General features: G+C 59.4%; 10 protein-coding genes. 8 read left to right on the top strand and 2 right to left on the bottom strand.

The features are described from left to right. Window positions 1-229 precede the first annotated feature (229 nt). From HKK53_RS04805 to pgm, 4 genes are all read left to right on the top strand, one after another. Window positions 230-1,252 carry a zinc-dependent alcohol dehydrogenase family protein gene (locus HKK53_RS04805; RefSeq protein ID WP_169369780.1) on the top strand — a complete coding sequence of 341 codons (1,023 nt, stop codon included), beginning with the start codon at window positions 230-232 and terminating at the stop codon, window positions 1,250-1,252. Window positions 1,253-1,792: 540 nt separating this feature from the next. Then, window positions 1,793-3,247 carry a hypothetical protein gene (locus tag HKK53_RS04800; protein ID WP_169369779.1) on the top strand — a complete coding sequence of 485 codons (1,455 nt, stop codon included), beginning with the start codon at window positions 1,793-1,795 and terminating at the stop codon, window positions 3,245-3,247. Window positions 3,248-3,314: 67 nt separating this feature from the next. Further along, complete coding sequence (locus HKK53_RS04795; protein ID WP_169369778.1) at window positions 3,315-4,715, top strand: aminotransferase-like domain-containing protein; 1,401 nt, start codon at window positions 3,315-3,317, stop codon at window positions 4,713-4,715. 109 nt (window positions 4,716-4,824) lie between these two features. Next, entirely contained in the window at window positions 4,825-6,471 is a 1,647-nt protein-coding gene (gene pgm, locus HKK53_RS04790) for a phosphoglucomutase (alpha-D-glucose-1,6-bisphosphate-dependent) (protein ID WP_169369777.1), read from the top strand. 179 nt (window positions 6,472-6,650) lie between these two features. On the opposite strand, the gene HKK53_RS04785 is transcribed toward pgm, so the two are convergent. Further along, a complete protein-coding gene (locus tag HKK53_RS04785; RefSeq protein ID WP_169369776.1) occupies window positions 6,651-7,346 on the bottom strand; it encodes a pirin family protein in 696 nt (231 codons plus the stop codon). 280 nt (window positions 7,347-7,626) lie between these two features. On the opposite strand from HKK53_RS04785, the gene HKK53_RS04780 reads away from it, so the two are divergent. Next, window positions 7,627-10,101 (top strand): UvrD-helicase domain-containing protein, encoded by a 2,475-nt coding sequence (locus HKK53_RS04780; RefSeq protein WP_169369775.1) that lies wholly within the window; start codon window positions 7,627-7,629, stop codon window positions 10,099-10,101. A gap of 63 nt (window positions 10,102-10,164) precedes the next feature. Here HKK53_RS04780 and HKK53_RS04775 read toward each other — a convergent pair whose 3' ends face one another. After that, window positions 10,165-10,440, bottom strand: coding sequence for a DUF1652 domain-containing protein (locus HKK53_RS04775; protein ID WP_133839770.1), 276 nt, complete (start codon window positions 10,438-10,440; stop codon window positions 10,165-10,167). 264 nt (window positions 10,441-10,704) lie between these two features. Here HKK53_RS04775 and HKK53_RS04770 point away from each other — a divergent pair, with 264 nt between their 5' ends. The 3 genes from HKK53_RS04770 to HKK53_RS04760 are packed head-to-tail and all read left to right on the top strand — an operon-like array spanning window position 10,705 to window position 13,338. Beyond that, the gene (locus HKK53_RS04770; protein ID WP_169369774.1) at window positions 10,705-11,520 is read left to right on the top strand and encodes a helix-turn-helix domain-containing protein; all 816 of its coding nucleotides are present in this window, start codon (window positions 10,705-10,707) and stop codon (window positions 11,518-11,520) included. Between the two features lie 51 nt (window positions 11,521-11,571). Beyond that, the gene (locus tag HKK53_RS04765) at window positions 11,572-12,978 is read left to right on the top strand and encodes an NAD(P)/FAD-dependent oxidoreductase (RefSeq protein ID WP_169369773.1); all 1,407 of its coding nucleotides are present in this window, start codon (window positions 11,572-11,574) and stop codon (window positions 12,976-12,978) included. Between the two features lie 18 nt (window positions 12,979-12,996). Beyond that, window positions 12,997-13,338 carry a cupin domain-containing protein gene (locus HKK53_RS04760; RefSeq protein ID WP_169369772.1) on the top strand — a complete coding sequence of 114 codons (342 nt, stop codon included), beginning with the start codon at window positions 12,997-12,999 and terminating at the stop codon, window positions 13,336-13,338. Window positions 13,339-13,379: the final 41 nt, after the last annotated feature.

Raw genomic sequence — 13,379 nt, 5'->3', positions numbered from 1 at the left:
CATATGAGAACAATGGCCGGCATGAATCTTACGGGCAAAGGCTGCTACTCTGCACCGTGTAATTCACTTTTTACTTAAATGGTTGCTTCGGTTTTTACGGCATTTGATGATGTCGCCGGCGCTGCGGAATCAATGACAGGCATGTCGACTATTAATAGCCACTGATGGTCTTGGGTAGAAAGCCCAGATAGAGTTCAGGGCATTAGAGGTTACTTTGACGAGGTTTGCGATGTCCCGCACGATCCGTTTTCACAAGTTTGGTCCAGCCGAGGTGCTCAAATGCGAAGAGCATGCGGCCGCTCTGCCTGCACCAGGTGAAGTGCAGGTGCGCGTCGAAGCAATCGGCATCAGCTGGTACGACATTCTCTGGCGCCAGAACCTGGCGTCGTCCCACGCTCGTCTGCCTTCAGGCCTTGGCCATGAAATGGCCGGTGTCGTGACGGCGGTCGGCGACGGTGTCGACGACCTGGCGGTGGGTGACAAGGTCGCCAGCTTCCCGGCAGAAAGCCCTAACGATTATCCGGTCTACGGCGAACAGATTGTTCTGCCGCGCTCGGCACTGACCCGGTACCCGGACGTGCTCAGCCCGATCGAGGCCAGCGTGCATTACACGCCGCTGCTGATCGCCTACTTTGCCTACGTCGATCTGGCGCGGGTCAAACCCGGTCAGTTCGCCCTGGTGACCGACGCAAGCCATTGCGCAGGGCCGTCCTTCGTACAACTGGGCAAAGCCTTGGGTGTACGGGTGATCGCCGCGACCAAGACTGCAGAAGAGCGTGAAAACCTGCTGTCCCTCGGCGCCGAGAAAGTCATCGTCACCGAAGAACAGGATCTGCTGATGCAGATCAACAAAATCACCGACAACCGTGGCGTCGACGTGGTGTTCGACGGTCTCGGCGGGCCACAGATGTCACTGCTCGGCGACGTGCTCGCACCCCGTGGCAGCCTGGTGCTCTACGGCCTGCAAGGTGGCAACCAGACGCCATTCCCGGCCTGTGCGGCGTTCCAGAAGAACATTCAGTTCTTCGTGCACTGCATCGGTAACTTCACCGGCAAGCCGGAGCTGGGTATCGTTCAGGACCAGGTGGCGTTGCAACGAGCGTTGCGCGACATCAATCAGCTGACCGCCGACCGCGTGCTGCTGCCGCTCAAGACTCGGGTCTTCCCGTTTGCCGAGTTTGTCGAAGCCCACCGCTACATGGACGAATGCCCATGCCGCGAACGGGTCGCCCTTCAGGTCGAGCCTGCGTAACACCCTTCAAGCAGTCCCCCGATGCCCTCGGTGCTCCCCGCACCGAGGGCATCGTCGTTTCTGGCTGGCGTATTTGAGCAACTGAACCGGTTTTTGCCTTCGATCTGTATCTTCTAATCATCATATAAGCCCTGATAATTGAATGATTACTTTCATCTCAAGGAACGAGTCATGAGTGGGCGTTCAATTGATATTAATCAATGCAGTTGCGTGGCTGGCGATGGGCCGGTGTTGTATCGGCTAATTATCAACAATATATCAGTGATCTCTTTCTCTATTTTTTGTACTCAATGTCTGTGGGACGCTGTCAGAAGTTTCCTAGGAAGTCAGGGCCAACCTAAAGAGCCTTGCCCTGCGGGGCTTTGCGAGGAGGTGGCTGTCGCCTGGGTATAGGCAGAGTGCAAACATTTCAAATAATTACTCAAATTCAAGTGCTAGCATTTTATGACAGGATCCAGCACTTCATCACCGAGAATCGGTCGCGCAGTGTTTAACACTGTTTGCGTGACAACGAACTTCCGAATACCAGGTAAAACACTGATGACGACAATCCACGATCAGGCAATGAACTATGTTTATCAACAAGTACTGCAAAGGCTGCTGAGTTTTTTCTCGCGTGCCGAGCGCACCGCATTGCAGCTTATGATTCAGCGTCTGGTGGTGGCCGCCGGGGGGATGGAGCGAATCGGCGATTTCAAGATAATGTCGATTCAGTCCGGGACACTGGACAGTTGCTACACCCTGGCATTGCTGCGTGCTGCACAACTGAGTATCGCCAGCCGTGCACCGGCGACCTTCCAGCTGCGCGTGGCGACCTTGCGCCTGAACGGGACCTGCTCGACAGCGCTGGACAATATCCACCGCAGCAGCGCGGCTTTGTTCCTCTACGACGATCCCCGGGTCGAACTGTTGATGGTGGATAACCGCGAAGTCCTGCCATTCGACCACTTGGTCCCTATCTCCAAGGCCGGGCACGAGTCGAATCGGCTCAATCTATTGATGGTCGGCCACCGCCGGACCTGGGACGGTCCGCTCGATCTATGGGATGACGGCTACCTGAGCACCGGCGAGTTCTACGGGCAAATTGCTCGCTGGGATAACGGCGTCGATGCCTTGATCAGCAGCGAAACGCCGCGCCAACAGAAGCAGTTTCTCGACGGATTGAGGCGAGCAGCGCAAAAGGCCGGCCTTGGGACCTTGAACTGCAATCCCTCTGGCTTCGAGGCGTTGTTTGCCATGCTCGATGAGCTGGGCGGCGACTACTACCGCGAGTTCTATTTCGGCCACGGGTACGCAGCCTGGCGCCCGATGGACCGATTCGAAGCCTGCCGTCGCACCACCAATCTCGACATTCACGACATGATCGTCGGCAAACTGGAAGAGCGCTGGCCTCTGCTCACCGACTTCCTGGGTGTACGGTCCGACGAAATGGCCGCGCACCTGAGCGATAACGAATACGTCAGCCCTGCGATTGCCGCGCACCTGCGGGGGCTGCAGGCGTGCTTTGTCTCGGGGCAAAGCTACGAAAGCGGGGTCGCCGAGTACTTGCAGCGAGCCTTGGTGATGATGCGTCGCAAGCAGGTGCCGGAACGTATTTGCGAACTGGCTCTGGAAGCGTTCGGTAACCCGGCCACCCTGGGCGAACAGCGCTTGCTGGCGGCGACCGAGGCGCAAAAAACCCTTGGGTTGACCGAGGCCCAACTGATCTGCCTGCTGTTTTCACCCTTTATCGATGGTGGTGCAGGGCTGGAGCGCTTCCTGCGCAGTTGCCACCCCGGCATGCTGGTGGCGATGCCGGACTTGCACAAGGCGATGCAGGGCTATCAGGTGCCCGAACAGGTGGTGCAATGGATGGTCGATGTCAGCGGCTTGCCGGTCAGCCTGATCGGCACGCTTTATCGCATGAAACCGGTGACGGTAGAGGCGGGCAGTTGCGCCGAAGACCTGCACAAGGATGACACTGCCGTGGTTGGTGAATTGTCCGCGGGGCATTGACGGTGCAAGGGCTGCCGCGATCCGCAACCGCTGAAAGACATGTTCGCACCGTGCCGGGTCATTACCGATGAAAGGACCCAGAGAAACCGATTTTGCTTACCAGGCGGTTTACCGATACCTGACGCACCTCATCCACAAGCCGGGCTGCGGTACCCCCATTCGCTTGCCTTCATTAAGGCAGTTGGCGGTGCGCCTGAATGTGTCGATCTCAACCATCCAGTACGCTTATTCGTTGCTGGAGAAGGAGGGCAGGGTCTACTCGGTAGCCAAGTCCGGCTATTACTCCCTGCCGGTTACTGCCATTGGTCCACTGACCAGCGGCAATGATTTGCTTGAGTGTGTCTATGCCAATGCACGGCGTCCGGAAATGCTGGTGTTGAGCGCCGATGAGCCGGCCTTGTTGCAGCCGCTGGACAGCCCTTTACTGATGTTGGAGCGGGAGTTGCTGCGCCAATACCCGCGTCAGCCGACATTGGCGGCGCAACCCTGCGGCGAGCTGGAACTGCGCACGGCCCTCGCGGCGCGCTACACCACGTCACCGGCGCGTTGCTGGCATGCCGATGAGGTGTACATCGGCGCCGACCTGCGAGGGGTGCTGGAAATACTGATCGCCGTCCTCGGTCTCAAGGGCACCACCGTGGTGGTCGAGTCGCCCTGCGACTGGGTCATTCTGCGCTTGTTCGAGGCGGCGGGTGTGCGGGTGGTCGAGTTGCCGTTGCAAGCCTGCGGCGCGCTGGACCCGGACCAGTTCAAGGATGTGCTGGAGACCCGGCCGGTGCGGCTGGTCGTGCTGTCGTCAGGGCTGAGCATGCCACGCGGTAGCCGGATCCCGGATGACAACCGACAGTCAATCGCCCGGCTGTTGGCGCGGCATGGCAGTTGGGTGTTGGAAAACGATAGTCATGGCGAACTGGGTTTCGAGCCCGACGGCCCGAAGTTTCGTGAACTTCTGGACCCTGACCGGCTGATCGTGTTCTCCACCTTCGAGAAATTCCTCGGGCCGGAGGCACCCTACGGCTATCTGCTCTCGCGCCCCCTGGGTGATGAGTTGCAGCGGCATTTTTTGCTGCGCGCTTTTCGCCTGTCGCCGATTCGCCAGAAAGCCATCGCACGTCTGTACAGCAATGGACGTATCGACCAGCACCTGCAAGTACTCAGGCGCTTGCTCAAGGAACGCCAGATGCAGATGACCCAGCTCTTGCACGAGCGCCTGGGCGATGCCTTGCAACTGGTGGAGCCGCAGGGCGGGGCGACGATCTGGGCGCGCTCGTTGCGTCAGGTCGATGTGCGCCGGGTGTTCCGGCGTTTGCTCAAGCAACAGGTGGTGATTGCACCGGGCGAGCTGTTCAGCCTGCAAGGCCTGTACGGTCAGCACTTGCGCCTGAGTCATACATTCAGTGGTGATCATGATCCGGGAGTTGCCCTGGGTTTGCTGGGGGATGCGCTGCGTCTGGAGTCGGTTGATTGAGCCAGGTTAAAAAACGTCGTTGATGGCCCGGATCGTTACCATCGCGCTGCGGTCAAACTGCCAGTAAACTGCGTTCCTATTCCTGAACCACTCTATCTAGAGGTTTTGCATGACAATCAGTCCTTTTGCGGGCAAACCGGCACCGGCAGAATTGTTGGTCGACATCCCGCGACTGGTTACGGCCTATTACACCGGCCAGCCTGATGCCGCCATCTCTACCCAGCGCGTTGCCTTCGGCACGTCCGGTCACCGAGGCAGCTCGTTCGACTTGAGTTTCAACGAGTGGCACGTTCTGGCGATCAGCCAGGCCATCTGCCTGTACCGTGAGGCCCAGGGCATTGACGGCCCACTGTTTGTCGGCATCGACACCCATGCGCTGTCGACCCCGGCCGGTGCGAGCGCCCTCGAAGTGCTGGCGGCCAACGGCGTCACCGTGATGATCGCCGAAGGCGACGAGTACACGCCGACCCCGGCCATTTCCCATGCGATTCTTTGCTACAACCGTGGCCGCACCTCGGGCCTGGCGGACGGTATCGTCATTACGCCGTCCCACAACCCGCCACAAAGCGGCGGCTACAAATACAACCCAACCAACGGTGGCCCGGCCGATACCCACATCACCAAGTGGATCGAAGCCAAGGCCAACGAGCTGCTGGGCAACAAGCTGGCTGGCGTCAAGCGCATCAGTTACGAGCAGGCACTGAAGGCCAGCACCACCCATCGTCACGACTACCTCAACACCTATGTCGCCGACCTGATCAACGTGATCGACTTCGACGCCATTCGCGACGCCAAGCTGCACCTGGGTGTCGATCCGCTGGGCGGAGCAGGGGTGCGCTACTGGTCGGCGATTGCCGAGCATTACCGCCTCGATCTGGAAGTGGTCAACACCCAGGTCGATCCAACGTTCCGCTTCATGACCGTCGATTGGGATGGCCAGATCCGCATGGACCCATCGTCCACCCACGCCATGCAAGGGTTGATCGGTCTGAAAGATCGCTTCGACGTGGCCTTCGGCTGCGACCCGGATCATGACCGTCATGGCATCGTTACCCCGTCCGGTGGCCTGTTGGCGCCGAACAACTACCTCGCGGTGTCCATCGACTACCTGTTCCAGAATCGCCCGCACTGGCGTGCCGATGCCGCCGTGGGTAAAACCGTGGTCAGCAGTGGCTTGATCGATCGCGTGGCCAAGCGCCTGGGTCGTCGCCTGTACGAAGTGCCGGTCGGCTTCAAATGGTTCGCCGACGGCTTGTTCGACGGTTCCCTGGGTTTTGGCGGCGAAGAGAGCGCTGGCGCCTCGTTCCTGCGCAAGGACGGCGGCGTCTGGAGCACCGACAAGGACGGTCTGATCCCGGCCTTGTTGGCGGCAGAAATGACCGCACGCACCGGTCGCGACCCAAGCCAGGCCTATCGCGCCCTGACGGATGAGCTGGGCGAGCCGTTCTCGGTACGGGTCGATGCCAAGGCCAACCCTGAGCAGAAAGCGCTGCTGAGCAAGTTGTCCCCGGAACAAGTGACCTCGACCCAACTGGCTGGCGAAGCGATCCAGAGCATCCTCAGCCATGCGCCGGGCAACGACCAGGCCATCGGCGGCTTGAAAGTCATGACCGAGAACGGCTGGTTTGCGGCGCGTCCGTCGGGCACCGAAGACATCTACAAGATCTATGCGGAAAGCTTCGTCAGCGACGAGCATCTCAAGCAGTTGGTGGCTGAGGCCCAGACGTTGGTGGATGGCGCTATTTCCGCGAAGTGATCGAGGGCCCCATCGCGGGCAAGCCTTGCTCCTACAGGGGGCGTAATCGACCACAGATCATGTGATCGACACTGACCCTGTAGGAGCGAGGCTTGCCCGCGAAGGCGTCAGCATGGACGCAGAAGATCTCGAACCAAAAAAAGGGCGACCAAAAGGTCGCCCATTTTTTTGCCTGGCACTTACGCCAAATCCACCAACACAATCTCACTGTCCTCAATCGCCGTCACCCGCAACACCTGCTCATCGGCGACCGCGACACCGTCTCGAGCTTGTGCCCGCAAGCCATTGACTTCAATCACTCCAGTGGCCGGAACCAGATACGCACGGCGCCCGTTGTCCAGACGATATTCCGCCGATTCCCCGGCTTTCAGATTTGCCGCCACCAACCGCGCATCGGCGCGAATCCGCAGGCTTTGATCATCGCCTTCCTTGCCGCTGGCCAGGGTCACAAAACCTTCGCGCTGGCCTTTCGGGAACGGCTTGGCGCCCCAGGATGGTGCCGAACCGGCCTCGTTGGGGATGATCCAGATCTGGAAGATCCGGGTTTCGCTGGATTCAAGGTTGTATTCGCTGTGAGCGATCCCGGTGCCGGCGCTCATGACTTGCACATCGCCCGCTTCGGTGCGGCCCTTGTTGCCGAGATTGTCCTGGTGGGTGATCGCACCTTCACGCACATAGGTGATGATTTCCATGTCGCGGTGCGGGTGCTGTGGAAAGCCCGTGCCAGCGGCAATCACGTCATCGTTCCACACTCGCAGGTTGCCCCAGTTCATGCGTTTGGGGTCGTGGTACTCGGCGAACGAAAAGTGGTGATGGGCATCCAACCAGCCATGGTGGGCGCCGCCCAAGGTATTGAAAGGTCTGAGTTCAAGCATGATCGTCTCCTGAAAAGGTTCGTCATGGGGCGGTGCGCCTGAGCCACGAAACAAGAACCGGTGGTTGATGGCGTGCATCATCTATCAGGCGATAATCGATAAAAAGCGTAAAAAATGCCTTAAAACAATCGAATAGATTGATATTAAAAGACCTCGAAATAGTCTCACCCAGCCTTCACTTCATCGCATAAGCCAATGACCTGTAAGCATTTCACTAGAACAAAATGGCAAATGCAGACACCATAGCCCTCAACAGCCTCACACCCTGGAGTCCGTCCGCGTGCCGCAACACACCCCCGATCTTCCTCCTGAACTTCGTCCCCTGTCCGAGATGCCTTTGCTCAAGCGCCTCGCCGCGCGGTTTTTCGGCTACGGCTTGACTCAAATGCGCGCGCAACACCGTGCGTCGTGGCTGCACGGGCAAGCCGACGGCTTCCGCAGCGGGCACAGCGCCGGGGTGGATTACGGGTTCAAGGAAGGCAGGGCTGAGGGGCTGGAAGAAGGCCGGCAGGTGTTGTTGATCCGAGATTCGCGCTCCACCGAGCACCGTGCGCCGAATGTCGACGACAATCTGTTCGATGACTGGCGCCTGCCGCTAACGGCCGAGATCAGGAAGGGCATGAAGGCCGACGTCGCGCGATTGCTGCCAGCGCACGCCCAGCCCAGCGTCGCGCAATGGAAGATGATCTTCAGCGATACCCCGTCGACTTCGGTGATCGCCGGGGCGGGCGCGGGTAAGTCGACGACCTTGGTGCTGCGCATTCTGCTGCTGACGCACTACTTGGGTTTCGAACTGAGCTCGATGACCGTAGTCACCTTCACCCGCGAGTCGCGCAAGGACTTCATTAATAAGCTGATCGAATTGTTTGCCCTGTGGGGCCGGGCACTCAGCCTGAAAGAAGCGCGGGACCTGGTGCGCACCTTCCACTCGCGGATTCTGCCGATGGTCCGCAGCTTGCCGGGGTTCGAACGCCTGCAAGCCTTTGAAAACCTCAGTCATCGTACGCAAAACGGCGACGATGAGGTCGACAGCAACCCATTCGACCTGCGCATCAATGACGCCCAGCGCCAGCAACTCAACGCCTGCTATCACTCACTGTTCACCCGCAACGAACGATTCCGTGAGCTGATCCAGCCCTTGTCCCGCCACGCCTTACAGCTCAAGGAGCTGGAGCGCGATCACCCGGACGTGCAGAAACGCATGGCGGTGACCGAACTGGCGGCCAAGCGCGACGAAGAGCTCTGCGACACGATAGAAGACCTGTGGTTTCGCGCTGGTGCCTGGCCGATCAAGGGCATCGAACCCAACCGCCAGACGTTCGATATCAACGGCTCGACGTTCCATTGTCATGGCTATATTCCGTCCCTGGACGCTTGGGTGGTTTTGGGTTTCGATCCTCGGGAGAACCCGCAGGTCAGCCGCCCGAATGCCAAGCTGACGGTTCGCGCCGAGTGGGCTGTGAAGCGCACCCTGTTTCAAGCTTTCTGTCGTAAGCCATTGATATGGTTGGATAGTTACGAGTCTTCGAAGCGCGTTTTGGCTTCCCTTGCCGGGGATGCCAGCGCTGGGCCGGGCTTCGATTACAAGGTCAAGGGCGAGTTGGCTTCAGCGCCCTTACTGGACAGTTTTGTCGCCGCCGCCGGGTTTATCGAGAACCTGGGCCTGGACGTTCCGGATGCCGTGGGCCGGATGAATTTTGCCAAGGACGATCCGGACCGGTTTTTCTTCGAGGCCCTGAGTCTCTTCTGGCGTGCGCTGGAAGACCACTTGCTCGATCAAAAGCCCCCGGTAATGACCTACAACCGCATGTTCGCCCTGTTCAGCGAACATTCACCGGAAAATCTCAAGCTGTTGAGTGATGAGCTGCTCAGACCGCTGTCGCACCTGATGATCGACGAATTTCAGGACGTATCGCCGCAGATCGTTTCCTGGATTCGCGCCAGCCTGGCCGAAATCCGTAGCCGTGGCCCGGCGATGCATGTCGGGCGCGGCGCGCAGCGTTCGTCGCTGCTCTGCGTCGGCGATGATTGGCAGTCGATCTACGGCTGGCGCGGCAGTTCGCCGACGTACTTCATGGAGTTCAACAAGGAATTCCCATCGCCAGCCACGACCCGGGTGATGCTCAGCGACAACTACCGCAGCCATCAGCACATCATCGATGCCGCCGAACACATCGTGCGGGCCGCGCCGGCCATCCCCGGCAAGAAGGCCAAGGCCAGTGGCGAGCCCAAGGCGTTGCAGCCGGTCAATGTGCTGGATCGCGACGATCAGGGCATGGCGCAGCGGCTGATGGAGCACTACAGAAAAGGCGATTCGATCCTGATGCTTTATCGAAAAAGTAGCGATAAATCATTGATAGAGCAGCATATTCAGTCTGTAGTTAATGTGGATTCTAGCTTGCCGTACGAAGCTCGACGCCTCAAGCAACTGACCTATCACAGCGCCAAGGGGCTTCAGGCGGACGCGGTGTTCTTGCTCGGTGATTGCCAGCACCTGACCAGTTCGCCCTACAAAAACCAGGTGTATCGCATGGCGGGGCTTGGCAAGGCTGGCGACAGCGAAGCGTATGACAGTGCGCAGAAAGACGAAATTCTGCGGCTGGCCTATGTCGGCATTACCCGGGCGGTAAGTCATTGCTATTGGTATGTCGATGCCCAGGACACCCAAGCCGTCAATATGCCGAAGGCGTCGGACAAGGTCGTTCAGGGCAAGGCGTTCTTCACGGATCATCGGCAAGGTAAAAAATCGGCGTGATGGCGGATCGATCGCGCATAAAAAAGCCCACATCCTGTGGGCTTTTTGCCAGGCGAAGCGACTTCAGGCATAACTTCGAAGCGCAACCGGCGGTATAAACGCTTCCAGCTCATCTTCGACGGCTTCGATTATTCGTTCTACATCCGCCGCATTCATCACGGTCGCGCAGGGGATGCCGGCGATGGCGATCATGGTTTCGCCACTGGCACGGTCAAACAGACGGGCAATCATGCTGCCCGGCGCGTCCATGCTCGCCTCGAAACCCATGGGATGAAAATGCCAGCGCATCAGCTGGCAGGCGTTGGGAAAAGTGACCTTGCTGAATGTCCCTTTGTTCATGTGTTGCCCGCCTTAGTCATCGAGCGCTTCCTTTAGCTCATGTGAGGAGGGGTAGAACCTTCATTGGTTCAACCGTTGGATGCCTTTAAAAGTAGCATCCAGATGTGAAAACCATGTGGATTTTTTCAGTCCGTTTGGCGATTGGTTCAATTTTTTTTGATATGGGTCACGTCGCCGGTTTTTATCGCCAAAACGCCAGTATCGATTGGGCATTGAAGCCAACGCGGAACTTGGGCAAGCTCGGCTTTTTTCGCCGAGCCCTTTATGCACGCCGATGATGATGGCCCGCTGCAAACCCAGGCCACGGGCGAAACGGTCATGCGCTACCACTTGTGCTGGAAACACCGGGACCTGGACGGCGTCATGGCCCTTTATCACCCGGACATCCAGTACAGCGACTTTTTCCAGAACCGCGTGATGGGGCTCGACGAACTGCGCGAGTACGTACGTGACAGCATGCCGCGCAAGCCTGACGAAGCGCTGGAGCACTCGGACCGTATCCGGCTGGACGGCAACACGGCGTTCATTCAATACCAGATGACCCTGCGCGGCACCGACGGGTTGGTGTCGTTCCGCTCCAGCGAAGCAATCACCGTACGTGACGGCTTGATCTGGCGCGTCAACGAATACGCCTCCCTGGTACGCGAGCAACCCGCCAGCAAAACCACCAATAACTTGCGTCCGGCGGCCAGTCGGCTCGGTTTGTCGCCGCGACAACTGAGTTTCATGGCTGAAGACCTGCAGCAGTACTTCCAGCGCCAGCAACCGTACCTGGACCCCGAGCTCGACTTGCAGCGGGTGGCGAAGGAGTGCGGGTATAGCCGCAATCAGATTTCCTACCTGCTGAACCAGGTGCTGGGGCAAAGCTTCTACCGCTACGTCAACCAGGCGCGGTTGCAGCATTTGCTCGCGGCGCTGGACAAGGCCACGCCACCACTGCGGGTCGACGAGTTGGCTTTTGCCGCAGGCTTCAACTCGCTGTCGGCGTTCTACAGCTGTTTCCGCCAGCACACCGGCCAGTCGCCCAAGGCCTACGTCAAACAAATTTCTTTGCGTGCACGCGCGCAAGACAGTCTCTGAGGTCACGCACTAGGATCGACGCCATCGATGTTTTGAGTGGCGGAGTGGTGTATGTCGGCGTGGCGCGGGATCAGTTTATGGATGGATCAACTCGACGAGCCGTTGCAGGCGCGGCCGGCCCTGGAGCACGACCTGGACGTCGACGTGGCCATCATCGGCGCGGGTTACACCGGCCTCTGGACCGCTTATTACCTCAAACGACAGGCCCCGGGGCTGGAGATCGCCATCGTCGAAGCGCAAACCGCCGGGTTTGGCGCGTCCGGGCGCAATGGCGGCTGGCTGATGGGCAACCTGCTGGGCGAAGACCGTTTGCTTGCCGATCTGCCGGCCGAACAACGCCGTACCTCGTTTGATCTGCTGCACAGCATTCCTGATGAGGTGGAGATCGTCCTCGAACGCGAAGGCATCGACTGCGATTACCGCAAGGGCGGGGTGTTGTATTGCGCGGCGCGTTATCCCGAGCAGGAGACCAGCCTGCGCAGTTACCTCGACAAACTCTATAGCCAAGGCCTGACCGAAAACGATTACCGCTGGCTGAGCCCCGAGCAATTGGCGCAACAGATCAGAGTTGCCCAGCCTTATGGCGGTATCTATGCACCGCACGTCGCGACCATCAATCCGGCAAAGTTGGTCCGAGGCCTGGCCCGGACGGTGGAACGCATGGGTGTCAAGATCTACGAGAACAGCCCGGTCACCCAGTGGCAGTCCGGCAGCCTGCGCACGGCCAAAGCCCAGGTTTGCAGTCGCTGGGTGGTGCCGGCGGTAGAAGGTTATTCGGTCACGCTGCCGCCGTTAGGCCGTTATCAGTTGCCGGTGCAAAGCCTGCTGGTGGCCACCGAACCGCTGTCCGCCGCGACGTGGGACGACATCGGCCTGAGTCAGGGCCAGGCCTTCAGCGAAGCCAGTCGCCAGGTCACTTACGGTCAGCGCACTGCCGACAATCGCCTGGTGTTTGGCGCGCGGGGTGGCTACCAGTTCGCCGGCAAATTGCGCCATGACTTCAACCTGACCACCAGTGAAGTGGAGTTGCGGCGCTATCTGTTCAGCGAACTGTTCCCGCAGTTGAAGAACGTGCGCATCACCCACGCCTGGGGCGGCAACCTGGGCATGTCCCGCCATTTCAAGCCGCACATGCTCTGCGATCGGGCCAGTGGCATCGCCTTGTCCGGCGGTTATGGCGGGGAGGGTGTTGGTGCCAGCAACCTGGGCGGACGGACCCTGGCCGATCTGATTCTGGAGCGCGATACCGACCTTGTCCGCCAGCCGTGGGTGATTCCGCAGGGTGGCCTCGATGCGCTGAGAGCCTGGGAGCCAGAACCCTGCCGTTGGCTCGGCTACAACGCGATCATTCGCAGCTTTGTCCACGAAGACCAGACCCTCGCCAACCCGGCCACCTCACCCTGGCGCCGCAAGTTGGCCAGCGGCGTGGCGGGGTTCATGGAAGGTTTCATGCACTAAACATTGATGGGTATTCCAATGAGCATTACGCAGTTCAAAAACACCGCAACCCTGAAACTGGACGAATCCAGCCCCGTCGCCGTGCCGCTGGGTACGCCCGTGGCCGTAGCCTCGACCACCAGCGTCGAGCGCGATGACGGCGTGGAAACCGGCGTCTGGGAATGCACCCCCGGCCGCTGGCGCCGGCAGATCGTCGCCCAGGAATTCTGTCACTTCATTCAGGGCCGCTGCACCTTCACCCCGGACGACGGTGAAACCTTGCACATAGAAGGCGGCGATGCACTGATGTTACCGGCCAACAGTCTCGGGATCTGGGATATCCAGGAAACCGTGCGCAAGACCTACGTTTTGATTTTTTGATTTTGATCTTTTGATTGCCTGCCAATAACAACATCCATACA

It is taken from the genome of Pseudomonas sp. ADAK7 (assembly GCF_012935675.1).
GTDB lineage: Bacteria > Pseudomonadota > Gammaproteobacteria > Pseudomonadales > Pseudomonadaceae > Aquipseudomonas.
This window is presented reverse-complemented; position numbering and strand designations above follow the sequence as displayed.

Bases quoted from the DNA above. Each gene is read 5' to 3' on its own strand.
- HKK53_RS04805 (WP_169369780.1), top strand. From the start codon at position 230: ATGTCCCGCACGATCCGTTTTCACAAGTTTGGTCCAGCCGAGGTGCTC.
- HKK53_RS04800 (WP_169369779.1), top strand. From the start codon at position 1,793: ATGACGACAATCCACGATCAGGCAATGAACTATGTTTATCAACAAGTA.
- HKK53_RS04795 (WP_169369778.1), top strand. From the start codon at position 3,315: ATGAAAGGACCCAGAGAAACCGATTTTGCTTACCAGGCGGTTTACCGA.
- pgm (WP_169369777.1), top strand. From the start codon at position 4,825: ATGACAATCAGTCCTTTTGCGGGCAAACCGGCACCGGCAGAATTGTTG.
- HKK53_RS04785 (WP_169369776.1), bottom strand. From the start codon at position 7,346: ATGCTTGAACTCAGACCTTTCAATACCTTGGGCGGCGCCCACCATGGC.
- HKK53_RS04775 (WP_133839770.1), bottom strand. From the start codon at position 10,440: ATGAACAAAGGGACATTCAGCAAGGTCACTTTTCCCAACGCCTGCCAG.
- HKK53_RS04770 (WP_169369774.1), top strand. From the start codon at position 10,705: ATGCACGCCGATGATGATGGCCCGCTGCAAACCCAGGCCACGGGCGAA.
- HKK53_RS04765 (WP_169369773.1), top strand. From the start codon at position 11,572: ATGTCGGCGTGGCGCGGGATCAGTTTATGGATGGATCAACTCGACGAG.
- HKK53_RS04760 (WP_169369772.1), top strand. From the start codon at position 12,997: ATGAGCATTACGCAGTTCAAAAACACCGCAACCCTGAAACTGGACGAA.